The sequence below is a fragment of the Fibrobacter sp. UBA4309 genome (genome assembly GCF_002395745.1).
In the GTDB taxonomy this organism is placed as follows: domain Bacteria; phylum Fibrobacterota; class Fibrobacteria; order Fibrobacterales; family Fibrobacteraceae; genus Fibrobacter.
Map to the genome: position 1 here is coordinate 25654 of NZ_DGUN01000069.1, position 23451 is coordinate 49104.

Below are 23451 nucleotides of genomic sequence, written 5' to 3' on the forward strand. Positions count from 1 at the left end.
CCACACAATCACTTCGTAATAAAGTAGTCTTCGGGATTCACGGGGACTCCGTCTACGCGAATCTCGTAATGCAGCGCCACGCTCGATTCGCGGCCGCTCTCGCCGATAACCGCTATCGGCTGGCCGCGGCGCACCTTGTCGCCCACCTTCACCAGCGGTTTGCCCAGGTGCGCGTAGAACGTACGTATCTTGGGCATGTGCTCCACCTTCATCGAAAGACCGAACCCGCGATGCGAACGGATTTCGCTCACGGTGCCGCCTCCGGTAGCCACCACCGTATCGCCCACTTCTGCCACGTAGTCGATTCCGCGGTGCGGCAAGTCCTGTTCGGTGAACGGGTCGTATATCATCTCGAAGCGGTTCTTTATCGCGTGCCCGTTCTTGAACGGATGGATTACGGGGACTTTCGCGGCGAGCGCCGAATCCTGCAAAAGACGGTGTTCCAGCCTGCGGAAAGTGGCCTCGACCTCGTTCAGGCTCTTGCGGGCCTTGCCGTCGGGCGCACCCTCGACACCGGATTCACCGAGCACGAACCCGAGACCGCCCTTGTAGAGCGTGCTGTCGCGCAGGACCCTGGTTTCTTCGGCCTTCAAGATGGACTCGTCCACAGACTCGCGGATTTCCTTGATTTCCTTCTTGATAGTCTTGTTCTGGCGGAACACGGCGAGCACGTTTCCGTTCGACAGGTTGTCGAGAATGTGGTCGGGCGAAAACATGATAAAGCCCGCGGCCGCGAAGATGACGCATGCGATGGAGACGACGAACGTCGCCATGGAGACCCTGTAGCTCTTGCTTCCCGAGGTCTTGTCCGGGAACACATGTATCTCTACCTTCCTCACGTGGATTCCTTGCCCGCTATCTTCGATTCCAGTTCGGCAATTTTCCTCTTGGTCTCCTCGATTTCGCCCAGCAGGGCCACCACAAGAGGATCATCCTTCATGGCGTTCAGCAGGTCGCCCTGCACGGCAAGGTAGACTTTCTGGCCCAACGCCTGGAATTTTGTCTTGAGGCGGTTTTCCTCCGTCACGAGCTCCACTCGCGAAAGAGCGCCCGAGGCAATCCCCGTAGCTTTATTTTTTAGCTTATTTAGCGTCGTTTCTTTCATAAAAGACCTCGTTCGCCCTAAAAAATAGTAGTTTTAATGCGTAAAAACAATGGAGACCCAAAATGAGCCGAAGTGAACGCAGGCGCGCCAAACAGAACGCCAAAAATTTTGTGCCGAAAAAGACCAATTCCATGAACAAGTGGATCATCGTGGCCTTGGCGGTCATCGCAGTTGTATTCTTCGTAGGAACGACTTTAATCCAAAGAGGTGCATAACGTATGAAGTTCCAGATTGAAAAGAACATGTTCCTCGACGTATTGCAGTCCGCAATCAACGCCGTCCCCAACAAGTCGACCATTCAGATTCTCAACAACTTCGCCCTTCGCCTGGAAGGCAACTTCCTCGAAGTGAGCGCGACCGACTTGGACCTCGGTATCAGGGTCAAGGTCGAAGTCCAGGGCGAACGTGACGGCTCGGTTGTCATCAACGCCCGCAAGCTGCTCGACCTCGTGAAAAGCCTCGTCGACCCGAGCATCACGATGGTGAGCGTCGACGTGCAGGACTACCTCGCCAAGATCCAGTGGAGCGAACACGGCAAGGCCTCCATCACCGGCTTTGACGCCAGCGACTTCCCGCCGCTCCCCGAAGTGGACGACGGCGAATCCCTCTCCTTCTCTACGACCGAGCTCGCATTCCTCGCCGAAAAGACGATGTTCGCCTGCTCCACGGACTCCATCCGCCTCAGCCTGAACGGCGTGTTCCTCGAGGCGAAGGACGGCATTATTTCCATGATCGCCACCGACGGCCACCGTCTCGGCCGTGCCACCCTCGAACGCGAAGGCGCCACGCTCACGAACGGAGCCATCATCCCGAAGAAGGCGCTGCAGTACATTTTGCACATGGCCAAGAGCGACTCCACCATCGAAGTCCGCACCTCCGCCACGCATATCCTCTTCAGCACCGGCGACACGCAGGTCATCTCCAAGCTGTTCGAAGGCCCGTATCCCAACTACCGCGCCGTTATCCCACAGTCGTTCGAACGCACCGTGCAGCTCAACACTGTCGAGTTCCAGAACAAGATGCGCAGCGTGATTTCTATGGCGAACGCACGTACGCACAAGGTCCGCCTGCAGATCGACGGCAACACCATGGAACTCAGCGCCAGCGACCCGGATGTCGGCGGTGATTCCCGCGAAGCGCTCGCAGTGACGCACAACGGCGAAGGTTCCTTCAGCATCGGTTTCGACGGACGCTACATCACCGAAATCTTCGGCATGTGCAAGAGCGAAGAAACTATCATGAAGATGAACAACCCCATCGGCGCCTGCATCATCGAACCCGTGGGCGACGACATGGGCTTCAGCTTCTTGCTGATGCCGACGCACCTCACCGACGACTAGCCCCGGGAGTACAGTCCAATTAAACAAACGGCTTCGCGAAAGCGGAGCCTTTTTCTAAATTGTCTTACATGTTGAAGCAAATCATCGCACCCAGCGTCTTGAACGCGAATTTCCTCGAACTCGGAAACGGCCTCAAGGCCATAGAAAAAGGCGGCGCCGGCCTGGTCCACCTCGACATCATGGACGGGCACTTCGTACCGAACATCAGTTTCGGCCCGGGCATTTCCGCTTGCGTCAAGAAGGGCACGAGTCTCCCGCTGGACTGCCACCTGATGATTTCGAATCCCGAAAACTATGTCGCCGACTTCGCGAAGGCCGGGGCGTCCATCATCAGCGTCCACGCCGAAACCACGAACCACCTGGACCGCCTGCTGCACCAGATCGGCGAACTCGGTGTCAAGCCCGCAGTCGCCATCAACCCGGCGACACCGCTCGAAAGCATCAAGCACGTGCTGGGCATCGTGGACATGGTCCTCATCATGTCGGTGAACCCGGGATTCGGCGGCCAGAGCCTGATTCCGTACTGCCTCGACAAGATTCGCGAACTGCGCCAGATGAAACCGGAACTGGACATCCAGATAGACGGCGGCGTAAAGCTCGACAACATCTTGCAGTGCAAGGAAGCCGGCGCGAACGTGTTCGTGGTCGGTTCCGCCATATTCGGCAAGCCCGATCCTGAATCGGTCTGCCGTGAATTTGTAGACAAAGTTTGTCAGTAACGCCGTAACGCAGCGTTACTTTTTCGAGACATTCCCGGCGTCGTTTTTCGCGGGGCCCTTCGTATCGTTTTTGACGTCGCGTTCGGTTTCCGGCGTGGGCTTGGTATCTTCGAGCAGGCGGTCGGCCCATTCGTCCCAGAAGCGGCAGCGTTCGCCCTCGAGCTTCATCTTCGCGAACTTCACCGGTTCCGTCTCTACGGCGAGCGTCACCACCGATTCCTTGTAAGCCTGCGGGAGCCCCGCCACGTGCGACATGCGCTGCTTGAGTTCGGCGACAGTCGCGTCCAGGATATCGGTCTCGAAACGGCGTTCTATGTAACGGCGGGTGATGAACCCGAGAGCCATGAAGTAGTCGCCCTGGTTCCCTTCGGCAAGGTAATTCTTGGCGCGCAGTTCCTTGAGCGCGAGCACAGCCTCTTCGTACGGCGGCAGGCGCGGGGCAGCCCCCTGCTTCGCGAACTTTTTATGCAGGAACCAGCCGAGGAACACCAGCAGTGCAACGCCCAAGACAATCAGCAAAACATAAAGCCACTGAGGCAGGCGCGGGTCGTCGAGCGGGTCTTCCACTTCCAAAATATCCGTCTCTTCGCCGGTCGTACGGGTAGCGACCTTCACCGCCACGGGGTCGGTATTCGTCTTGACCGTATCGGTTCCGACGACTGCGCTCACCTGCTGCGGCGCGATGAGGAAGTCGCCGCTCACGAACGTGTTGAGCGTCGCGAGCCACACGAACTTCGCGGTGCCCTTGGGCATACCCTCGGTCACCTTCTCGTTCTTCATTTCCTTGACCTCGAAACTCCCGAGGTTGCCCACGAAACTCGGCAGGTCCACGATGGCGTTTTCGGGCGCAGTCACCTGGATTTCGTAATTGAACATGTCGCCCACGAACACCTGGGCGTTATCGACGTTCGCCTTGACCGAGACATCGAAGGCGAGAACGGGAACAGCAAGGAAAACGCAAAGGATAGCAGCCAGGCGGCAATAAAAAATGCACGAAAAACGGTACATAAAAACCTCTTCGTGGGAGAATATACAAAATTGGGGACTAAAGAGGCAAATGCAAGCGCCAGGGCATCAACTACCTGAACGTCGAATATTATTTGAAATCGCTTCAAGTTTCTATCTTTGGCACGAAATGACTATCGCACTTGTCTTATACCTCGTCATCCTGCTGCTTATCGCAGGGCACAGCGCGCGGAGCGTCAAGGACGTTCCCGACTTTTTCGTTGCGCGCAAGCGGGCAAGCGTACGCGCGGTGGCGGGGAGCCTGGTGGCGACAATCCTCGGCGGGTCGGCCGTCATCGGGGCGGTAGATAGCGGCGCAAGGCTCGGCGGGGCGACAAGCTGGTTCATGCTCGTGGGGGCGCTCGGGCTACTCGCGCTCATTCCATTCGCGGGCAAGGCGTACTCGCTCGGCAAATACACGTTGCCCGACCTGGTGGAGTCCTTGTACGGGAAGGGCCCGAAGTTCGTGGCGTCCATCGTGATTCCCGTCGCGTGGACAGGTATCGTGGCGGCGCAGATTATCGCGGCGGCAAAGCTCCTGATGACTTTCACGGCGTTCGACTACACGACGGCCGCAATTGTCTCGGCGGTAGTGTTCACGGGATACACGCTCGCGGGCGGCCAGCAGTCCATCTTGCGTACGGACTTTCTGCAGGCGTGCCTGATAATCTTCGGGCTTGTAGTGCTCGCGGGTTTCGCGATGTTTAGCGGGGCCGGCGCATCGGCTGCTGCGGGAACCGGGACCGCGCTGGCCATGTTGCAGAACGCGCCCGCCTTCCCCTTCAACGCGAACTTCTCGCCACTCGACCTTTTCTTGCTTATCCTTACCTACGGCACCACTTACACGGCGGGGCCCGACATTTTCAGCCGCATGTTCTGCGCAAAAGACGTGGCCACCGCGAAAAGGGCCATCGGGCTTGCCGCCTGCACGCTCGTCCCGGTCGCGTTCATCATCGGGTTCCTCGCGGTATCCGGTACGGGCATCGAGGGCGTGCAGGGCGCGCGCATCACGGCGATTGCAGACAAAGTACTACCGCAGCCGCTGATTCCGCTTTTTGCGCTCGCGCTTTTGAGCGTGGTGCTGAGTAGCGCCGATACCACCCTCCTCAGCAGTTCCGTTATCCTTTGCGGACTGTTCGGCGTGGGGCACAGCAGGCAGCTCGCGAAGGCGCGCCTCGTCATTTTCGTGAACGGCATCGTGGCGCTGTTGCTCGCGCTCGTGTTCACCGACATCATCGGCACGCTATTGCTTGCGCTCGCCATTTACGCGGGTGCATTTACCGTTCCTATTCTGTGGGGCCTGCTCGGGCTCAGGGCCAAGCCGAAGTTCGTGGCGGCGGCCATAATCGCGGGCGGAACCTTCGCCCTCGCGGGCAAGCTCTGCCCGCCGCTCTCCTTCTTGCCTGCAGGACTCGGCGCCCATACGGGCGACATCCTGATGATCGCCGCATTCGTCGTGAACGCAGCATGCCTCGCCCTGGGCAAGGTCCGCAACATCTAACTCTTCCTAGATTCAGGCCTTAATCTCTTTGTGCAGGAGCCTGTAGCTGCGCGAAGACGCCGTAGGGTGTTCCCGGTACAGCACCGCGAAAAGCTTGGTATAGGGAATCTCGGTTTCGGCAAGGGCGCGCATGGCATGCTTCGCGACCTTCCTGTCGGTTTTGTCGAACGCGTACCTGTCCGCCTCGTATTCCTGGTTCCAGCAATACAGATGGAATATCACGCGGAACGGCACCGCCGCCAGGTGCAGCCAGAGAACCGCCTGCCACAGGGGCATTCCCGTGCGTACCGGCAAGCCTACCAAAAGCCACACCGCCAAAAGCAGCAGGATAATCTTGAACAAGTTGCGCAGTATGGCATGGTGGTGGAACTTGTGGCCCTGCTCGTGCATCTTCTCAAAAGCGTTTCCCGTGCTTCCCGCCGTTTCGGTACTTCCCGCACCCTCCGCGACGGCCCTGCTCTCCGGCAACGGGACAATATCGTTTACGAGCGGAATCAGCCGCAGTACGGCAAAGACGCCGCCACGCAACTGCGTAATACGGCGCTCGCGAATTTCGACGCAAAGGCGCAATACGAATTCTATGCCGAGAAGCGCGTAAAGCATTTCAACAGGCCCCGCCCCGCAAGCCTACGCCCTGGGCGAATTCTTGAGGACGGCGTTCAGGCGCTTTACCGATTCCTCGAACCGGGTCTTTTCCCAATCCAGGAATCCCTTGTCTATCGGGTGCGCGTCGTCGTAGTCGTCAAAGATTTCGCGGCCGCGCTTGATATCGCGATCCAGGCCGTGGACCACGCTGTCGAACCATTCCTTCTCGAGCTGGCGATAGCGTTTCAGCAGGTCGTCGAACGTATCGGGCAAGTTCAACACGCGGGAAACTTCGCGGTTCATGTCGCCCTGCAGCAGGCGGCGCAGTTCCCTGGGGGATTGCGATGCGAGCTGGGAATCGTTTTCTACAAGCGCGATAATCAAGTCGAGCACGTAGCGTTCCAGGTATTCCAGGTAGGCGCGCAGGGCATCCTGGCGGACGCGTTCACGCATAAAGTTTTCGCCGAGCCCGTCTATGTGTTCCTTGGTATACACGTCGCGCACCTGCGACACCTGCAAGCGGTTATAGGCATCGAACACCTGCCGCACGGTATCGGCATTGAAAATGCTGCAGAACGCCGCAGAGACAACTCCCTTGCCGCGCACGGAATACTTGTACATGTTGCGGTCGAGCGCATAGGCGTTGCGCGCATAGTTCCAGCCGGGCACAATCTCGTTCAGGCGCGCGGGCACTCCCATCAGCTGCGGGTCGCCCGGACGGATAAGCGAGAACGGGAACTTGAGACGCTGCGGAAGCGTGGTCACGCCGCTCGCAATGAGCGTGAACGGGGATTCGCGGTAATTGGCGGGGAACTTGACATTCACGCCGAGGCCGAAGAACATCCCCTGACCCGGCATAATCTCCTGGTCGGGCATGCGGCCCGTGTGGTTGCTGCCGACATTCGCGCCGTAGCCCAGGTTGCCGCAGCCCGTAGGCCAGAGCGCGGCAATCAATAGAGAATGGTGGTGCATCTGCGAAAGCGGGCCCATGTACGTGCTGTTCACTTCGCCTTCTTCGATATGGCAGCAGGGAGCGATAATGGACGACTTCACGATGGCCTTGGAACCTATCTTGGTGCGCGTCATCAGCACGGAGCCCTGCACCTCGGCACCGGTATGCACGGTAACGCCCGTCTGCACGTTGGAGTTTTCGAGAATCACGGAATCGTATATATGCGACGATTCCTCGAGGGAACTGAGAATCACGGAATTGCGGATCTTGGCCGCGCCCTCGATACGGGCATGCGAGCCTATCCAGCTGTTGCGAACGATATTCGTATTGCTCACGACGGCGCCCTTGCCCACGACGCCGAACGGCAGCGCGACATCTTCGCGGAACTGCGAGAGCATCTCGTCAAATGACTTCTGCACGTCGGCTTCGGCCTTGTGGAACAGCTGCATGTCGACGAGGTCGGTAGAAATGTCGGGGAACACCTTCACCGAACGCCCGCCCATTTCGTTACCCACCGTCATGGACGTACCGATCATGTAGTTGATCTTGCCGCTGCTCACCAGCGAACCCACGTTCTGCACAACCGCGCTGCTGCGCACAAGGACGTTGCTCAACAGGGCCACCTTGTACACTAGCGCATTCTCGACAATGCAGTTGTGCACCATGCAGTCATAAATACCCGTCGGGAACGAAACGTCGCCCGGCAAGAGAAGCGTCCCGTAAAAGGCGGACAAGCGCACATCGCCCATAAACACGGAATTGTGAATGCGGTCAGGCGTGAAATTGTTTTCGACCAGGACTCGGGACCAGTCCTCGCAGCGGTTCCCGTTCTTTTCGAGCGCCGCGATTTCGTCGGCGGTCAGGGCACGGAACTTGCCGGTCGTAGCCTTCGCCGCCTTGAATCCTTCTGCCAAAGACAGCAAAAAACTATTCTTCAGCACTTTTTTTAATTTCAACAATCTCTGCATACTCTAAAAATAGACTAAATTAAGGTCGATGATGAAGGAAACTCTCTTCAATTTGATTAGAAAACACCATTACAATATTTCCATCTACACGGAGGAAATATTCGAGAGGCGCTGCCAGGAAGAAATTATCCGCAGCGACGAAGAAAAGAGTTCCTTCGTTTATATCGAACTGGATTTCAACACCATCTCGTCTATCCTGAAAGACGAGGACCTCATCCTGAAGTTTTGGGAAACCGTTTTCAAGGCGCTGTCCAAGAACAACCGCGGCAGCGACATTATCGGCTTCCTGGACGGCACAAGCGGCATAGGCATGCTCCTGCTGGACTCCATGCTCCCCGGCTGGGACCGCATCAAGGGCCGTATCGAGCAGACCGCCAGGGAAGAGGGCTACAACGAATTCGCCCCCGTCCTGGACAACGCCATCAAGCCTATCGTCTACCCGGCATGTATCCTGGAAAAATGAAAGTCCTAGTCATCGGTTCCGTATACCCCAGATTCGACAAAGATGCAGAAGTCCCATGGCTCCGCATGTCCGTCGCGCACCTCAAGAAGGCCGGCGCCGAAATCCAGGTGCTCGCCCCGGCATACAGGGGACTCAGGAGCCACGCCATCGACGGCACCCCCGTCAACCGGTTCCGCTACGCCCCCGCCGACTGGGAAATCCTCACGCACGAAGAAGGCGCCCCCAGCAAGATGGCAAGCAGGCCCTGGCTGCAGCTCCTCGCCATCCCCTACATCATCAGCGGGTTCTTCAAGTGCATTTCCGTCTGCCGCAAGTGGAAACCCGACATCATCCACGCCCACTGGCCCTTCCCGCACGCCTACATCGCGCTCGGCGCCGCCAAGCTTTTCCATATCCCGCTCGTACTCAACTTCCACGGCGCAGAACTCCTGCTCATCCGCAAGCACAAGTGGGTCCGCCCCTTGATCAAGTTCGCCATAGGCCAGGCGCAGTCCGTCTTCGCGAACTCGAGCTTCACCGCCGGCAAGATCAAGGCCATCCGCGACGTAGATGTCGAATGGAGCCCGTACGGTACGACTTTAGATGGGGACGGGGGACACCCCCGTAACGCCCCCGAGGCCCATGCGGTAAACGGCAAGTTCAAGGTGCTGTTCGTGGGCCGCCATATCGAGCGCAAGGGAATCTGCTACCTCATCGAGGCAGCGAAATACCTCCCGACAGACAAGTTCGAAATCCGCATCGTCGGCGAAGGCGACCTCACGGGGAAGCTCAAGCAGCAAGCCGCGCAGTACCCGCACGTCCTGTTCACCGGCAAGCTCATCGCACCGGAACTCGCCCGCGAGTACCGTGAAGCGAACGTCTTCGTGCTGCCCGCCATCGTCGACCACAAGGGCGACACCGAAGGACTCGGCGTCGTGCTCATCGAGGCCATGGAAAGCGGGCTGCCCGTCGTGGCAAGCAATGTCGGCGGCATTCCCGACGTCGTCGTAGACAACGTAAGCGGGCTGCTAGTGCCCGAAAAAGACCCGAAGGCCCTTGCCGAAGCCATCAAGCGCCTCGCAGAAAACCCGCAACTCACGGCGCAGCTCCTGCAAGGCGCACGCAACCGCATCGCAGAACACTTTACCTGGGACAACATCACCAGGCGCCAGCTCGAAATTTACGAACAGCTCGTAAGCAACCGCAAATAAGAAAGGCTAGAAACAACATAGAAGGAGGCCCTATGCGAATCTTCTCCAGAGTACTATCTTCTGCGCTGGCCGTGTGCACGGCGTTCACGCTTTCCGCCTGTTCCGGCGACAGCGGCGACGATGGCATCGCCGGGACCGACGGCAGGGACGGCGTCAGCGGAATCGACGGCAAGGACGGTGCCAGCGGCAAAGATGGCAAGGACGGAAAAGACGGCAGGGACGGCAAGGACGCCGCCGAAGTCAACGTCGACTCCCTCGCCCAGGTGCTGCGCGACGAAATCACGGGCACCCTGTGGGACAGCCTGTACGCGGAACCCTACGTCGATACCGTCTACAAGATTCTTTTCGACAACGCCTACAGTGCGGCGTGGATGGATTCCACGCGCCAGGCGCTGCTCGACAGCCTCAAGCTCGCCGACTACGACTCGCTCTACCAGAAACTTGTCGACAGCGTCTATAACGACATCTACTACCAGAACGCCATCCGCACGATGGACGCCTTCATATGGACGTACAAGGAACAAATCTACGGGGCGTTCGCAAACCAATACCCGCTGATGTACAAGGACTATCTCGGAACCGACGGCAAGCCCTTCCCCATGCCGCTTTCCGTCAAGGTCCGTAACACCTGCGACAAGAACAATTCCAACGTTCCCTGCCGCTGGAAAAAGGTGATGCTCAAGACATGGATTACGGGATTCACCGACACGGCCACGGTAACGGGCATCGCCAATCCCGACACGTCCGTCATACTCGCCCCCAGCTACAAGTTCAACAATGCGGCACTGTTGGCTGTGACCTCGCCGATAGCGACACAGTTCCAGGTACGGGTATATGCGCTCGAGAACGATCGCGAAATCCTTTTCTACTCGGCATCGCAGCCCACGACCGTCCACCCGATGCAAGTCAACGGCGGTGAACTCGTCGGGCTCAAGAATCGCGAATTGTGGAAAACGGTATGGGTGACTCCCGCCATGGATTCCATCGACAACATCCTGAACGACCTGAAACAGAAATTGCCCGGCGGCACCGTCAAGGTCTACCAGCAATATTCCGCCGACACCTCCATTGCCCAAAGCTCCAGGCGCGTCGGGAAGGCCGTTTTCGAAATCCTGCAAGCCCGCGGCATCGCCTACGTGCAGAACAACGGAGTCGGCAGTCCCAGTCAAAAAGTGAACTACCCCATCGAAGTGCTGCGCAGCCGTGACGGACTCTGCATCGAAACGACGCACCTGTTCGCCTCGATTTTCGAAGCGCTCGGAATGCAACCGATAATCATTGAAATCCCCGGCCACGCCTTTGTGGGATGGCGCCAAGACCTCAATTCCAATATCATAGACTTCCTGGAAACGACCATGATTGCCAACAAGAATGCCACGTTCTCCGAAGCCCTCAACAAAGGCAACCGGACATTCGATGCGGAAAAAGCAGCCGGCAACTTCGATACGGGCGTATCTTCGTTTGTCGACGTCGAGCAAACCCGCATATACGGAGTCAGGCCGAACAACATCCCGTAATTTACGTCCCGTAAAAAATGGCATCTTATAAGAACGGCCCCTTGAAGGGGCCTGTTTTTTATACTTCGATGGTCACGCGACTGATTTTATTCTCGTCTTTCTTTACGCGGACAATCTTTTCAATCTTGCGCTCGAGCTCGTTCACGTGGCTGATGATACCCACCAGGCGGTTGTCGCCCGCGAGCGTCTGCAGCGTATTGATGGCGAGTCGCAGGCTTTCTTCGTCGAGCGAACCGAAACCTTCGTCCACGAACATCGTGTCGAGCTGGATACCGCCCGCGGAACTCTGCACCTCGTCAGCAAGGCCAAGCGCCAGTGAGAGCGACGCCAAGAAGCTTTCGCCGCCGCTAAGCGTCTTCACCTCGCGCTGCCTGCCGCTCGCATGGTCGAGCACATTCAAGTCGAGCCCGCTCTGGCTCCTGTTATTGGAAGCCTCCACGCGGCGCACCAGTTCGTACTGCCCGTTCGAAAGAATCCGGAAGCGCATATTCGCGCGATGCACGATGCGGTCGAAGTACGACGCCTGCACATAGGTCTCGAGCATCACCTTGCTCGTTCCCGAAAGCCCGCCGTTCGCCGTATCGGAAAGGTTCCTTATCCAGCCGCGCCTGCGGAAAAGTTCCCCAAGGGAATCCACCGTCTTGCGGATTTGCGAAAGGGCATTCCTGTTCTGCGACTGTCGCGATGCGACCCGGTTCATTTTTTCGTTCAAGGCGTTGCGAGCGTCCGAAACGCCGTCGCGTTCTGCCCTCAGGGCCTCAAGATCATATTCCTTGGCTCCCTCGAGCTGCGACGAGAACGACTTGATCTGGCCTTCCAAATCCGCCATCTCCGTCTTACGCTTGTCAAATTCTTCGGTAGCGTTCTTGCGGGCAACCCGCAATTCCGAAAGCGCGGCGGACTTCTCGCGGATATCCTTGTCGGCATCCGCCTTGCTTATAAACGGAAGCTTGTCGAGCGATTCCTTAAGATTCTTCTTTTGTGTCTGGAGTTCTGCCTCTGCCGCAGAAATCTTGTTAGAAAGGGTGTCGTTTTCTTCGCGGCTCTTGTCCAGAAGCTTCCTGAGTTCCGGAATGTCCGCATCCAGTTTCTTCTTGCGCTCTTCCCTCTTGATTTCGTCGCTGAGCCTGTTGTCGGTTTCGCGCAGCGATTCCTTCACCGCATCGAATTCCGTGCGGATTCTTTCCTTGGCGCTATCAATAGGGCAGTCGCCAAAGAGTTCCGCCAGCTTTTTATCGAGTTCGACTTGCTTGGCGTCGCGCGAGGCCTTCGCGCGGGCCGCACCGTCCGCCTTCTTGTTGCGGTCATCAAGCAGGCCATCGCGCGTATTCTTGAGTTGCTCGATTTCCGCCTGCGTCGGAGCCTCTGCCGATTTGCACGCCTTGTGCGGATGGTCCTTGGAACCGCATACCGGGCAGGCGCACCCTTCTTCGAGAGTTTCCGCGAGGATTCCCGCCTGCTCGTTCAAAAACGCGCGGTTCTTCGCTTCGTAAGAATCGTTACCTTGTCTATACTTCTTGTCAGCATCGAGGTATTCTTCCTGCGCGTCGCGGAAGGCCTTTCCAGCATCGTCAAGTTCCTTTACCAGCGTGCCCGTGCGCAAGAGTTGCTCCTTGCGCATATTGAGATTTTCTCTCTGCGCCTCGAATTTCGCCCTGTTCTCCCCGGCGTCCGAAAGCCCGTTGAATTCCTCCTCCAGTTTCTGGAGTTCATCGCTCTGCTTCTTGAAAACTTCCTTGCGCGTAATGAGCATGTCCCTGTTTCGGTCAAGCTCCCTTTCCTTGTTGCTTATTTCGGTACGGACGTTTTCGAGCCTGGCGTATTCCGGGAGCAAGTTGTTCAGGGTCGTAATGGCTTCTTGCAACTTGTCGCATTCAGGGACTTTCGCTTCGGCTTCATCGACAGCCTTTTTCAACGGCTCCATTTGCGGCACGAGCTTCTTGAGTTTGTCCTTCGCATCGCCAAGCCCCTTGCGTGCCTTTTCCACGCCTTCGGCGCGACCGATTTCCGTATTCAGCACGCCGAGTTTCTTGTCGGCCAAATCAAGTTCATTCTTCATGCCGGCTTGTGCCTGTTCATCTTCGGCAATTACCGATTCGGTGACGGCGCAAACACCCTGCCAGTCGGCAACCTGCCTTGCTGCGGCCAGGTTCTTCGCCTGTTCCAGATTCTGCGCGTGCGCCGATTCTTCGCCACACTGCAACTGCGCCACCATCAAGCATGCCGCATTCTCGCTATCGCCGCACTGCTTCTCGATTTCCGAGGCGCGCCTCTTGAGTTCATCCTGCAAGGCGCCAAACTTGTCCGTCTTGAAGATCTTACGGAAAATCTTTTTGCGCTCATCCGTCGTCGAAAGCAGGAGCTTCATAAAGTCGCCCTGCGCAATCATCGCGATTTGCGTAAACTGATCGCGGTCTATGCCGATTACCGCCTGCACGGCGGCAGCAACATCCTTGTCCTTGGTCACCGGGCGGCTTGCGGGGCCCTGCCTGCCGCTAGCTTCGGGATAGTAGAACGTAACCGCGGCGGCTTCTTTCGTGAGCCCTTCGCCGCGCGCCTTGGGGCGCATGTACTCGGGATTGCGTACGATGCGGTATTCCTTGCCCGCGTATTCAAATGTCAAGTCCACTTCGGTCTTTGTCTCGGGAGTCGCATTCGTACAGCGGAACAACTTCGCATCGTCGCGGTTGTCGCCGCTCGCACGCCCGAACAACGCATACGTAATCGCATCGAAAATCGTCGTCTTGCCGGCGCCCGTATCGCCCGAAATCAAGTAGAGCCCGCTCTTGCCGAGCTTATCCAAATCAATGACGGTACGCTCCGCGTACGGCCCGAATGCAGAAATAATCAGCCTGGTCGGTCTCATCTTTCGCCCTCCCAGATTCCATCGACAACGCCCTGAACAAACTCGAGTTCTTCGGGGTTCATTTCGCGACGTGTCATTTCTTCAAAGAATTCACCGAACAACTGCATCGGCGATTTTTTCTCGACAGCTTCCACACCCACCGCAATCTGCTGGTTGCGCGTGCGCTCGTTGTCGTAATCGAGCATCATCAGGTTCGGGTAAATGCCGCGCAGCTTCTGCGCTGCGTCGGGAACGTCGTTCTCGTCGGTGAGCTTCACGTACACAAAATCGTCAAGCTTATTGCCTGCCGCCACCTGCGCCGTGCGGAATTCCGGCGACACAAGCTCCGCGAACGTCCCGCGAATCTCGCGCACATCGTGCAACGGTTTCAGCGGAACCTCGCGCACCTGCAAGGCCGCGCCCAGTTCTACGACGGTCACGGACTTCGCATGCGCTGCTTCCGAAAGCGAATACTTGAGCGGCGTGCCGCTATAGCGCGCTCTCACCGTGCCGTCAGCATCTTTCGCCACGTTCTGCGGCTTGTGTATATGCCCGAGCGCCACATAGTCAAACTTCTCGAACACCGAGGCATCCACATTGTCGAGGCCGCCCACGTTCTCTTCGGATTCACTGCGTTCCGCACCCGTCACGAACTGGTGCGCCACGAGCACATTCCTGCGGCCTTCCGTAAATTTCATTTGCGCAATCGCCATGCGCATGGCAGAGGTATAGTCCGTCACCGCGTCGCGATCCTCGTCACTCTCGAGATGGGCACGCACGTCGGCAGGGCGCACGAACGGGAGCATCCACAAATCCACCTCGCCCATTTCATCCTTGAGCGTCACTGGCGCAAATTCGCCGTTGTACACGGGCGACATGTACACGCCCATGCCCTTCATCAGGCGCCCGCCAAACGCAATGCGTTCCGCGGAATCGTGGTTCCCGCTCAGCACGAACACCTTGGTACCCGTCGCAGAAAGTTTCACCAGAAAATCGTCGAGCACGGCCACCGCCTCGGCGCTAGGCACCGACTTGTCGTAAACATCGCCCGCAATCAGCACCGCGTCCGGATGCTCCTCGCACACGATTCCCAGAATTTCACGCAGTATATACACCTGTTCGTCGAGCATACTGTGCTCGCACACGCGCTTGCCTATATGTAAATCGGCCAGATGCAGGAACTTCATTCAATAACCTCTCACCCTAAATATAGCATCACGCAGGTGTCAAAATTTGACTATTTAAAATCAAGAATCCACATCTCGGCGTCGCTGCCCACGCGCACCGGAGGGCCCCAGCTGTGCACGCCGCTCGTCACGAGCCACTTGATTCCATCCAGCTCGCCAAAACCGTAGGCGATTTTCCAAACCCAGTTGATGATGACCGTCCCCGGGAAAAACTGCCCATCGTGCGTGTGTCCCGAAAGCGCAAAGTCTGGCTTGCGCGTATCGAGCGAATCGAGACCGCGGGGCTGGTGGTCCAGCACAATCCACGGCACACGTGAATCCTTCGCGGGCGCGATAAAGTCGAGCGGCAAACGTTCCACACCACGCACTCGCGCCACCTGGTGGTCAACGCGGCCCGTAATGCAAACAAGTTCTGTACATGCCGTAGAATCTTCCAGCACAGTCCATCCGTTGCGCCGCAGCCAACCATGCGGGTCGCTGCCGCTACGTTCCATGTAGGCTTCGTGGTTCCCGTCCACGGCAAAAGCGTACACGCGGGCCTTCCCCGCAAGCTCCCTGAAAATCTTGTCGTAACCCTCGAGGGTCATCAGCGAATCGTGTTCGTCCGAAAGGTCGCCGCCAAAAAAGATGAAGTCGGGCCGCACGCTGTCGGCATCGTGCAGAATGTGCAAGGCCTTGTCGCGGTCAAAGAGCGGGTCGATATGCAAGTCGCTAAAGAAGAGCGCGGTAAAATGCGAATCGCCCGGCAAGTCCACATCCGTGCGGCGCAGGTAATAATCTGCATTGTGGAAATATCCGGCAACGCACATCACCGCCGACACCAAGACCGAGAGCGCAAGCAGGCTGCGCGCAACCATAATGTTCATCCGGTGTGAAAGCGGACGGCGTAGCGCGAGCCTGCGGATACCGCGGAACAGCCACCAGAAAATATAGAGGAGCAGCGCCTCGCAAAGCCACACCGCCAAAAAAGCCTGGCCCACGCACGCCCACAAGTGCCCGCGAAAAATAAAGCAGACAGGCAGCGCAATAACGGCAAGCCCCGCCGCAATGCTTCCCCTGTTACCAGGAGCCACCTGCCGTATATTCACGAACAGGAACAAGACGCCGAACAGAAGGATAAAAAGAAAAATCATAGGCCCTAAACGAGATTAAAAACTTTAATACTCTCTTTCTTCCCTAATCCTTTTAGCTCTTTAGTTTTTTATACAACGAATGGAATAGCGACCAGGCGAAGGTCCATACACTAATTCTTTATCCAAAGCTACAAGATTATTCATATCTTCGAATTCTGCCGTCGCCGTAAGAAACAATGCTGAATTTCCTTCACTTGAACTTTCATACGAAAAAAATCCCCCTGGTAAAACAGAAAATGCACAAGCATCTATTCCCGCCCCCCAATTACTCTTTTCCCACCCATCAACACTCTTCAATCTCAAGGCAGCTTTTTCCGTATTCATTCCCCCAACAAAAGACCCTAATTTCTTCCATTCCGCTAATGAGGGCAAGTGCCAGCCATTTGGGCAAACAGAATCGATAAAATTCCAGTTGATGGTATCAATTGTACGATCTGGAACGTGACCAACGTAACTATAAAGTCTCCCATATATTTCACACTTGGATGGATCACGACCCTGGCAAATACTTCCTTGAGCATCATAGTTTAAGTTTTCCGCCATCCAAACCTGGTCACCGATAGTCGTGTACCTGTATTCCTGCCCATCACGTTCGTCAACAAACGTTCCGCGATTCGGCATGCCATAGGCGTTCGTCCCCTCTGCCGGGCATACGACGCTCGCATCAAAGCTGTCGTCATCGGAATCATCAGGTTCTGTTGAACATGATGTCAAAAGCATTAAAAAACATAACGCAACCAGTTTTAATTTATTCATCTTCGCAACAATAGAAAAAGCAACGATTAAACAAATCTTTAATGTTCTCATTACATCCCCAATCCCTTAGGTCTTTTAATTTCTTATGCATCGGATAGAATAACGACCCGCTCCCAAACCATATCCCATAATTCCATCAAATGATATGTTATAGTTCAGACTTTCGAATCCCGATGTCGATGAAAGAAATGCGCCAGCAACACCCTCACTTGTACTTTCATATGAAAATCCTCCTCCTGGTAAAACAGAAAACGCACACGCATCTATTCCTGCGCCCCATTTACTCTTTTCCCACCCAGAAACAGATTTCAAACGTGATGCGGCGATTTCTGTCTCAATTCCTCCTACGACCGAACCCAGTTGTTTCCATTCCGTCAATGTCGGTAAATGCCAGCCATTTGGACATACCGAATCTATAAAATTCCAGTTGATGGTATCAATTGTACGATCTGGAACGCGACCAACGTAACTATAAAGCCGGCCATACAATGCGCACTTGGATGTATCTCGACCCTGGCAAATACTTCCTTGAGCATCATAGTTTAAGTTTTCCGCCATCCAAACCTGGTCACCGATGGTCGTGTACTTGTATTCCTGACCGTCACGTTCATCGACAAACGTTCCGCGGTTCGGCATGCCATAGGCATTCTCTCCCGCAGCAGGACATACGATACTGGCGTCAAAATCATCCTCTTCGTCTGAATTATTCGTATTTGTGGTACATGCCATTAACGCAAATATGGCGCTAGTATACCCCAGTAAAACTTTCAACAATCTCATTCTTCTTTATCCTTTTAGTTCCTTTAATTTTTTACACATCGGATTGAGTAATATTGCCAATCTGTATCATAATCGACTCTCACAAATGATTTATTTGAGTAGAAATACTCCGTTATAGGATTACCGTTCAATTCCTCTAATGAGGCAGACCATAGTTCGGCCGCATATCCATCTCGGTTCATACCAGAGGCTAATGCCGGTTTAAGGGAGAACCCGCAATCATCCGTCCCTCCTTGAGGATCCTCCCGATTGAGTGGGGACCACCCGTCAACAGCCTTTAAACGCTCTCCTGCAACATCAATTCCACCCATTTTGTCATATAGTTCGTCCCATTCCTTTTGCTTTGGCAAGTGCCAACCTGCAGGACATGCGCTTTTTATATAACTAAAAGGATATAATAGGCCGCGACCATCACAATTATCTTTATATGAGCTACAAGATGATGGATACATATCTTTTATTTCCGAACCCACAGCATAATTCAAGTTTTCTGCCATCCATATCTGGTCACCGATAGTCGTGTACTTGTATTCCTGGCCGTCACGTTCATCGACGAAAGTTCCCCGCTGAGTTTCCGGGCATACCTTGCTGGCATCAAACGGCTCCGCTTCTGTTGATTTTTCAGAGCAGGCTACAACCAGCATGCAAACAAAAAACAATGCCACATATTTCATGATATAATCCTGTCTTAAATATAAATTAATCTATATTATACAAGATAAACTTACCTAAGCCGGCCCTTACAGTCTCGACTTCACGAGCTTAATCAAGTCGGCGGAGACTTCTTCGAAAGGACGGTCCACATCGATAGCCGCCACGCAATCCGGGTAGTCACGGGCCGCGGCCAGGTACCCCTGGCGCACCCTCTCGAAAAAGTCGGCCTTTTCCTGCTCCAATCGATCGGGTGCCCCGCCCCGCTTCGCGGTGCGCGCGCGGCTCTGTTCCACGGTCAGGTCAAGCACTACCGTCAGTTCCGGGAAGCAGTCCCCGCACGTAATCTCGGTCAGCTTCTGCACGTATTCGGCACCGAGTCCGCGTGCATAGCCCTGGTAGGCAAACGTGCTCCACGCGAAACGGTCGGCAATCACAATCTTGCCCGCATCGAGCGCCGGCTGGATAATCTCGGCAATCACCTGGGCACGCGCCGCATTGTACAAAAGCAGTTCCGTCTTGTCGGCCATGACGCCCTTGAACGAAGCGTCCAGAAGAATCTCGCGGATGCGTTCCGAAATCTTCGCACCGCCCGGCTCGCGGAGCCTCACAACGGAATAGCCTTCCGCCTCGAGGGCGGCGGCGAGCTTCTCGATATGGGTCGACTTTCCCGACCCGTCAATGCCTTCCAGGCTAAAAAAATGCCTTGATGTTCTCATCAAGGCTAAATCTAATATTTTTTTAGGAAACTGCTTATTGGGCCATGGTAAAAACCAAAGCAACAACCAGCGCTACTCCCAATATTACAGAAAATACAATTCCCGCATGATTTTTACTTTGTAGCTCATAGGAGCCGTCTTTTTTTAAAACGGCCGTAGTCTCGTCATCCCCTTTAGCACCAAAATCCACATTGACTAAAGGCCCACTCTTATTTTCAGGTTTCTTATCTAAGCTTTCAGGTTCACTTTTTGCAACTGGTTCCGGCTCGCTAGAATCGGAGCTGCTTTCAATTTCATACTCCGTTTCCGGAGAACTGGCAGAACAATTGCAATTCTGTTCTATGGAAGAACATACTTCAGAAGACTCACCTTCACACTTCTTGCAAAAATCCCTGCACATTTCATCCTGGGCAAATAACGCCACAGAAAAGACAAGAAGCATCCATACAATGGCACGCATTTTCACCCCACTCCTATTCAGTTAACACAATCAAAGTTATAAGACCACCGAGCGCGGCAAGAGCTATAAATATCCAATACGGGAACGGCGTTGCAGAATCAACCTGCTGCGTTTCCGCATAATCAGGACGCGGCCTTACCTGAATGATACGATCCTGGTAAATGACGAATCCCACATATTCGGTGCGGTCATTCCATAAATCCAAACGATCTTTGTCATTGGGTTTGAACATTCGACCATTATCTCTTGATTTATAGAGATGAGGCTTGTAATTATAAATGAATTCTACCGTGTCCTGTCTAATTTCCGTAAAGACCGGAGTTCCAAATCTTTTGGACCAGGAGCTAATTTGAGGATCGCTGACTACAGCCATCAAGTCATCGTCATCAACCCAGTTTTCCTTCAACGCATACTGATGTGCGCAACCGGTAAGAGACATAACGATTAATGCGATAAGCGCAAGAACCATATTTCTTTTATTCATAGGGAATGCTTCTCCGTTTGGGGAATGACAGAAGGACCTTGATTGTAAATATAAGCAAACAATTTTTCGGAAAGAAGTATTATTTTATGATAATCGTTAAAATTGACCAAAATCACGCCCGTTAAGCAACTTTTTTGAAGGCGACCCCTTGCCATTCAAAAAGGACATTCCTAAATTAGGCGGCATGATGAACAATTCTGCAATCCGTTTCAACCGTTGGTGGTGGGGCTCTAGAACATAGAGTCCGGTTTTGCCGTTTTCATCAAGAGATTTGTAAAAGGCTTTCGGACTCCCCGAAGGCCTTTAATTTTTACCCCGAGAATTTAAACCCTTAACCTTGAATTTCACCCCTAACACCTAATACCTACGACCTATGACCTATTCTAACAACGGTTTCTTTGACAAGTTCGGCGGCAAGTACGTTGCCGAAATCATCCGCCGCCCGCTCGACGACCTCGAAGAGGCTTTCAACAAGTACATCCGCGATCCGGAATTCCTCGAGGAGTTGCGCGTTATCCAGCGCGACTACATTGGCCGCGAGACTCCGCTGTACTTTGCCCCGACGGCGACCGAACTCCTGGGCGGTGCGCAGATTTACATCAAGCTCGAAGGCCTTGCCAACACGGGCGCCCACAAGATCAACAACGCCATCGGTCAGTGCTTGCTCGCAAAGAAGATGGGCAAGACCCGCATCATCGCGGAGACGGGTGCCGGCCAGCACGGGCTCGCCACTGCCGCCGCTTGCGCCAAACTCGGGCTCGAATGTGTGGTGTATATGGGCGAAGTCGACGTGCGCCGTCAGCAGCCGAACGTGGCGACCATGGAAATGTACGGCGCGAAGGTCGTGCCGGTCACGAGCGGCAGCCGCACCCTGAAGGATGCCGTGAACGAGGCCATGCGCGACTGGGCAACGAATTTCAAGAACACGCATTATGTGCTCGGTTCCGCCCTCGGCCCAGCACCGTTCCCGGATATTGTCCGTACGTTCCAGTCCATCATCGGCGAAGAAGTCAAGCGCCAGGCCGCAGAACGCAACATCGATATTGCTGCGGTTGTCGCATGCGTGGGTGGCGGAAGCAATTCCATCGGCGTGTTCACCCCGTTCATTAACGATGCGAACGTGCGCCTGATCGGTGCCGAAGCCGGCGGTATCGGCCCGAACGTGGGCGAGAACGCTTCCCGCATGACGGGCAACGCGAGCCGCGAAGGTATTGTGCAGGGTTACAAGAGCCGCTTCCTCATCGACGAAGACGGACAGTCGCTACCGACGCGTTCCATTTCGGCAGGCCTCGACTACATGGGCATCGGCCCGCAGCTCGCCGCCCTCGGCGAATCGGGCCGCGTGGAATTCACGAGCATCCTCGACAAGGAAGCCCTGGAAGCGGTGAAGTTCTTCGCCCGCAACGAAGGCATTCTCTTTGCTCTCGAAAGCGCCCACGCGGGTGCTGCCGCCATGAAGATTGCGAAGGAACTCCCGAAGGACAAGGCGCTCGTCATCAACATGAGTGGCCGCGGCGACAAGGACATCTTTATTACGAGTCCGGTGTTCCGACCCGAAAAGTGGAAGGAATTCCTGAAGGCCGAACTCAAGCGCCTCGACAACAACGAAGACATCCACGACGCGGAGATAATGAATAAGAAATAAAGACGTCATTCCGGCCTCCGAGCCGGAAACTTGAGCAAGGCGAGAGATGCAGAATTACTTGTAATTCTATATCCGAACCGAAGCCAAGGATGCCAAAGGCATCAATCTAGATGGCGGATCAAGTCCGCCATGACGTAGCTAGAACATTATAAAGAGAGTTATCACTATGAACTTAATGTCTCATCTCATTGCCGGATTCCCGGACGAAGAAACATCCATCGCCATCGCCGACGCCCTCGTGAAGGGTGGCGCCAACATCCTTGAAATCCAACTCGCATTCAGCGATCCAAGTGCCGACGGTCCGGCCATCCAGACCGCCTCCACCATCGCTCTCGAAAAAGGCTATTCCACCAAGCAGGGGCTCGAAGTCGTGAAGAAGATTCACGAACGCCACCCCGAAACTCCGATTTACATCATGACCTACGGCTCGCTCGCTTTTACGCCTGGCATCGAGAACTTCGTCAAGATGTGCAAGGACGCGGGTGTTTCGGCCTGCATCATTCCCGACCTGCCGTTTGACTGCGACGAAGGTCTCACCGAAGCCTGCAAAAAACATGGCCTCGAGAATATCCCGGTGGCGGCCCCGAGCATGACGAAGGAACGCCTCGAGACGATGGCTTCCAAGGGCTTCAAGTACATCTACGCGGCCCTCCGCGCAGGTACGACCGGCAGCGAAACGACGATTGACCAGGCGACACTCGACTTCATCGATACCGTCGGCAAGGGTGGCGCCAAGGTGCTCGGCGGCTTCGGCATCCGTAACGGCGAACAGTCCAAGGTATTGAGCAAGCACGTGTACGCGGTGGTCGCGGGTTCCGTGTTCGTGAACATCGTGCTCGCCAACGAAAATACAGATAAAGGAAAGGCCCTGGCAATCGAACAGATTGAAGCCAAGGCCAAGGAACTTACGGGGCTGCAGTGATCAGTTGATCGGCTTTACGCCGGCGGCCTCGAACACGGCCCTGTTCTGCGCATTCGGAAGCGCGACTGTCGTAATCCAGTTGTATTCCGCAATGCCGGCAAGGCCTACGCGGGCGCACAACTGGTCACGGGCCACGTTGTATGCATTCAAGATCTGGACCTTTTCGCCATCGGTAGCTTTATCGATGCGTTCGCTCCACTTTACGCCGAGTTCCACGAGCGCGGCGCTCGCCTTCGCGTAGCGCTTGGCCTGGTCCTCGGTCACCACCGGATTGGCAGGAGCCACAAATTCTTCGACAGTGACAATGGGAAGCGACTTGGGTGCGGTCGACTGGGACTTGATCATTTCGGGAGTGACTTCGTCACTTTCGGAACAGGCAACAAAAAAAGAGGCGATTGCCAAAATTGAAATTACAAGAATTCGTTTCGACATATGCGCCTCTTTTTTTAATAGCGGTTCAGGGATTTGAACCCCGGACCAATGGATTATGATTCCAGTGCTCTACCGCTGAGCTAAACCGCCAT

The 23451-nt window shown here is 55.3% G+C and carries 24 protein-coding genes and 1 tRNA gene; 9 read left to right on the plus strand and 16 right to left on the minus strand.

The window, feature by feature from the left end:
* Positions 1-8: 8 nt before the first annotated feature.
* Entirely contained in the window at positions 9-839 is an 831-nt protein-coding gene (locus tag B3M32_RS09690) for a M23 family metallopeptidase (RefSeq protein WP_290746018.1), read from the minus strand.
* A complete protein-coding gene (locus B3M32_RS09695; RefSeq protein WP_290746021.1) occupies positions 836-1105 on the minus strand; it encodes a hypothetical protein in 270 nt (89 codons plus the stop codon). Before B3M32_RS09695 ends, B3M32_RS09690 begins: the two co-directional genes overlap by 4 nt.
* A gap of 62 nt (positions 1106-1167) precedes the next feature.
* On the opposite strand from B3M32_RS09695, the gene B3M32_RS09700 reads away from it, so the two are divergent.
* The 3 genes from B3M32_RS09700 to rpe all read left to right on the plus strand — a co-directional run bounded on the left by B3M32_RS09700 (position 1168) and on the right by rpe (position 3164).
* Positions 1168-1320 carry a hypothetical protein gene (locus tag B3M32_RS09700; protein WP_290746024.1) on the plus strand — a complete coding sequence of 51 codons (153 nt, stop codon included), beginning with the start codon at positions 1168-1170 and terminating at the stop codon, positions 1318-1320.
* A gap of 3 nt (positions 1321-1323) precedes the next feature.
* On the plus strand, positions 1324-2445 hold the full coding sequence (dnaN, locus tag B3M32_RS09705) for a DNA polymerase III subunit beta (RefSeq protein WP_290746027.1): 1122 nt from the start codon (positions 1324-1326) through the stop codon (positions 2443-2445).
* A gap of 68 nt (positions 2446-2513) precedes the next feature.
* A complete protein-coding gene (rpe, locus tag B3M32_RS09710) occupies positions 2514-3164 on the plus strand; it encodes a ribulose-phosphate 3-epimerase (RefSeq protein WP_290746030.1) in 651 nt (216 codons plus the stop codon).
* 15 nt (positions 3165-3179) lie between these two features.
* Here the strand turns inward: rpe and B3M32_RS09715 are convergent, their stop codons facing one another.
* Complete coding sequence (locus tag B3M32_RS09715) at positions 3180-4172, minus strand: hypothetical protein (protein WP_290746033.1); 993 nt, start codon at positions 4170-4172, stop codon at positions 3180-3182.
* 127 nt (positions 4173-4299) lie between these two features.
* Here B3M32_RS09715 and B3M32_RS09720 point away from each other — a divergent pair, with 127 nt between their 5' ends.
* Positions 4300-5670, plus strand: coding sequence for a sodium:solute symporter family protein (locus B3M32_RS09720; protein ID WP_290746036.1), 1371 nt, complete (start codon positions 4300-4302; stop codon positions 5668-5670).
* 12 nt (positions 5671-5682) lie between these two features.
* On the opposite strand, the gene B3M32_RS09725 is transcribed toward B3M32_RS09720, so the two are convergent.
* The gene (locus tag B3M32_RS09725; RefSeq protein WP_290746039.1) at positions 5683-6273 is read right to left on the minus strand and encodes a M48 family metalloprotease; all 591 of its coding nucleotides are present in this window, start codon (positions 6271-6273) and stop codon (positions 5683-5685) included.
* Between the two features lie 24 nt (positions 6274-6297).
* Positions 6298-8148 (minus strand): DUF4954 family protein, encoded by a 1851-nt coding sequence (locus B3M32_RS09730; protein ID WP_290746042.1) that lies wholly within the window; start codon positions 8146-8148, stop codon positions 6298-6300.
* A gap of 55 nt (positions 8149-8203) precedes the next feature.
* On the opposite strand from B3M32_RS09730, the gene B3M32_RS09735 reads away from it, so the two are divergent.
* From B3M32_RS09735 to B3M32_RS09745, 3 genes are read left to right on the plus strand one after another with little or no spacing between them, the layout of a single operon-like run.
* Positions 8204-8638, plus strand: coding sequence for a hypothetical protein (locus B3M32_RS09735; RefSeq protein ID WP_290746045.1), 435 nt, complete (start codon positions 8204-8206; stop codon positions 8636-8638).
* Complete coding sequence (locus tag B3M32_RS09740; RefSeq protein ID WP_290746048.1) at positions 8635-9828, plus strand: glycosyltransferase; 1194 nt, start codon at positions 8635-8637, stop codon at positions 9826-9828. The genes B3M32_RS09735 and B3M32_RS09740 overlap by 4 nt, the downstream gene beginning before the upstream one ends.
* Positions 9829-9860: 32 nt before the next feature.
* Positions 9861-11345 (plus strand): hypothetical protein, encoded by a 1485-nt coding sequence (locus B3M32_RS09745; protein ID WP_290746051.1) that lies wholly within the window; start codon positions 9861-9863, stop codon positions 11343-11345.
* A 58-nt stretch (positions 11346-11403) separates the two neighbouring features.
* On the opposite strand, the gene B3M32_RS09750 is transcribed toward B3M32_RS09745, so the two are convergent.
* From B3M32_RS09750 to B3M32_RS09790, 9 genes are all read right to left on the minus strand, one after another.
* Complete coding sequence (locus B3M32_RS09750) at positions 11404-14211, minus strand: AAA family ATPase (RefSeq protein ID WP_290746053.1); 2808 nt, start codon at positions 14209-14211, stop codon at positions 11404-11406.
* Positions 14208-15377 carry an exonuclease SbcCD subunit D gene (locus B3M32_RS09755; RefSeq protein ID WP_290746056.1) on the minus strand — a complete coding sequence of 390 codons (1170 nt, stop codon included), beginning with the start codon at positions 15375-15377 and terminating at the stop codon, positions 14208-14210. The genes B3M32_RS09750 and B3M32_RS09755 overlap by 4 nt, the downstream gene beginning before the upstream one ends.
* A 50-nt stretch (positions 15378-15427) precedes the next feature.
* Entirely contained in the window at positions 15428-16510 is a 1083-nt protein-coding gene (locus tag B3M32_RS09760; protein ID WP_290746059.1) for a metallophosphoesterase, read from the minus strand.
* A gap of 60 nt (positions 16511-16570) precedes the next feature.
* Positions 16571-17317, minus strand: a complete 747-nt coding sequence (locus B3M32_RS09765; protein ID WP_290746062.1) for an FISUMP domain-containing protein — start codon at positions 17315-17317, stop codon at positions 16571-16573.
* A gap of 24 nt (positions 17318-17341) precedes the next feature.
* Positions 17342-18046 carry an FISUMP domain-containing protein gene (locus tag B3M32_RS09770; protein WP_290746065.1) on the minus strand — a complete coding sequence of 235 codons (705 nt, stop codon included), beginning with the start codon at positions 18044-18046 and terminating at the stop codon, positions 17342-17344.
* Between the two features lie 23 nt (positions 18047-18069).
* Positions 18070-18720 (minus strand): FISUMP domain-containing protein, encoded by a 651-nt coding sequence (locus B3M32_RS09775; protein WP_290746068.1) that lies wholly within the window; start codon positions 18718-18720, stop codon positions 18070-18072.
* Positions 18721-18786: 66 nt separating this feature from the next.
* Positions 18787-19416 carry a dTMP kinase gene (tmk, locus tag B3M32_RS09780; RefSeq protein ID WP_290746071.1) on the minus strand — a complete coding sequence of 210 codons (630 nt, stop codon included), beginning with the start codon at positions 19414-19416 and terminating at the stop codon, positions 18787-18789.
* Between the two features lie 34 nt (positions 19417-19450).
* Positions 19451-19876 carry a hypothetical protein gene (locus B3M32_RS09785; protein ID WP_290746074.1) on the minus strand — a complete coding sequence of 142 codons (426 nt, stop codon included), beginning with the start codon at positions 19874-19876 and terminating at the stop codon, positions 19451-19453.
* Positions 19877-19889: 13 nt separating this feature from the next.
* On the minus strand, positions 19890-20360 hold the full coding sequence (locus tag B3M32_RS09790; protein WP_290746078.1) for a hypothetical protein: 471 nt from the start codon (positions 20358-20360) through the stop codon (positions 19890-19892).
* A gap of 373 nt (positions 20361-20733) precedes the next feature.
* On the opposite strand from B3M32_RS09790, the gene trpB reads away from it, so the two are divergent.
* Both trpB and trpA read left to right on the plus strand, forming a co-directional pair.
* Positions 20734-22005: a tryptophan synthase subunit beta gene (trpB, locus tag B3M32_RS09795; protein ID WP_290746081.1), complete on the plus strand. Its 1272-nt coding sequence runs from the start codon at positions 20734-20736 to the stop codon at positions 22003-22005.
* A 160-nt stretch (positions 22006-22165) separates the two neighbouring features.
* Positions 22166-22927, plus strand: a complete 762-nt coding sequence (trpA, locus tag B3M32_RS09800) for a tryptophan synthase subunit alpha (RefSeq protein WP_290746087.1) — start codon at positions 22166-22168, stop codon at positions 22925-22927.
* Here the strand turns inward: trpA and B3M32_RS09805 are convergent, their stop codons facing one another.
* Positions 22928-23359 (minus strand): hypothetical protein, encoded by a 432-nt coding sequence (locus B3M32_RS09805; protein WP_290746084.1) that lies wholly within the window; start codon positions 23357-23359, stop codon positions 22928-22930.
* Positions 23360-23377: 18 nt separating this feature from the next.
* Positions 23378-23449, minus strand: a tRNA-Met gene (locus B3M32_RS09810).
* Positions 23450-23451 lie beyond the last annotated feature (2 nt).

Bases quoted from the DNA above. Each gene is read 5' to 3' on its own strand.
- B3M32_RS09790 (WP_290746078.1), bottom strand. From the start codon at position 20,360: ATGAATAAAAGAAATATGGTTCTTGCGCTTATCGCATTAATCGTTATG.
- B3M32_RS09785 (WP_290746074.1), bottom strand. From the start codon at position 19,876: ATGCGTGCCATTGTATGGATGCTTCTTGTCTTTTCTGTGGCGTTATTT.
- B3M32_RS09765 (WP_290746062.1), bottom strand. From the start codon at position 17,317: ATGAGAACATTAAAGATTTGTTTAATCGTTGCTTTTTCTATTGTTGCG.
- B3M32_RS09805 (WP_290746084.1), bottom strand. From the start codon at position 23,359: ATGTCGAAACGAATTCTTGTAATTTCAATTTTGGCAATCGCCTCTTTT.
- B3M32_RS09715 (WP_290746033.1), bottom strand. From the start codon at position 4,172: ATGTACCGTTTTTCGTGCATTTTTTATTGCCGCCTGGCTGCTATCCTT.
- B3M32_RS09750 (WP_290746053.1), bottom strand. From the start codon at position 14,211: ATGAGACCGACCAGGCTGATTATTTCTGCATTCGGGCCGTACGCGGAG.
- tmk (WP_290746071.1), bottom strand. From the start codon at position 19,416: ATGAGAACATCAAGGCATTTTTTTAGCCTGGAAGGCATTGACGGGTCG.
- B3M32_RS09725 (WP_290746039.1), bottom strand. From the start codon at position 6,273: ATGCTTTACGCGCTTCTCGGCATAGAATTCGTATTGCGCCTTTGCGTC.
- B3M32_RS09770 (WP_290746065.1), bottom strand. From the start codon at position 18,046: ATGAGATTGTTGAAAGTTTTACTGGGGTATACTAGCGCCATATTTGCG.
- dnaN (WP_290746027.1), top strand. From the start codon at position 1,324: ATGAAGTTCCAGATTGAAAAGAACATGTTCCTCGACGTATTGCAGTCC.
- B3M32_RS09695 (WP_290746021.1), bottom strand. From the start codon at position 1,105: ATGAAAGAAACGACGCTAAATAAGCTAAAAAATAAAGCTACGGGGATT.
- B3M32_RS09700 (WP_290746024.1), top strand. From the start codon at position 1,168: ATGAGCCGAAGTGAACGCAGGCGCGCCAAACAGAACGCCAAAAATTTT.
- B3M32_RS09735 (WP_290746045.1), top strand. From the start codon at position 8,204: ATGATGAAGGAAACTCTCTTCAATTTGATTAGAAAACACCATTACAAT.
- B3M32_RS09755 (WP_290746056.1), bottom strand. From the start codon at position 15,377: ATGAAGTTCCTGCATCTGGCCGATTTACATATAGGCAAGCGCGTGTGC.
- B3M32_RS09720 (WP_290746036.1), top strand. From the start codon at position 4,300: ATGACTATCGCACTTGTCTTATACCTCGTCATCCTGCTGCTTATCGCA.
- rpe (WP_290746030.1), top strand. From the start codon at position 2,514: ATGTTGAAGCAAATCATCGCACCCAGCGTCTTGAACGCGAATTTCCTC.
- B3M32_RS09775 (WP_290746068.1), bottom strand. From the start codon at position 18,720: ATGAAATATGTGGCATTGTTTTTTGTTTGCATGCTGGTTGTAGCCTGC.
- trpB (WP_290746081.1), top strand. From the start codon at position 20,734: ATGACCTATTCTAACAACGGTTTCTTTGACAAGTTCGGCGGCAAGTAC.
- B3M32_RS09745 (WP_290746051.1), top strand. From the start codon at position 9,861: ATGCGAATCTTCTCCAGAGTACTATCTTCTGCGCTGGCCGTGTGCACG.
- B3M32_RS09760 (WP_290746059.1), bottom strand. From the start codon at position 16,510: ATGATTTTTCTTTTTATCCTTCTGTTCGGCGTCTTGTTCCTGTTCGTG.
- B3M32_RS09740 (WP_290746048.1), top strand. From the start codon at position 8,635: ATGAAAGTCCTAGTCATCGGTTCCGTATACCCCAGATTCGACAAAGAT.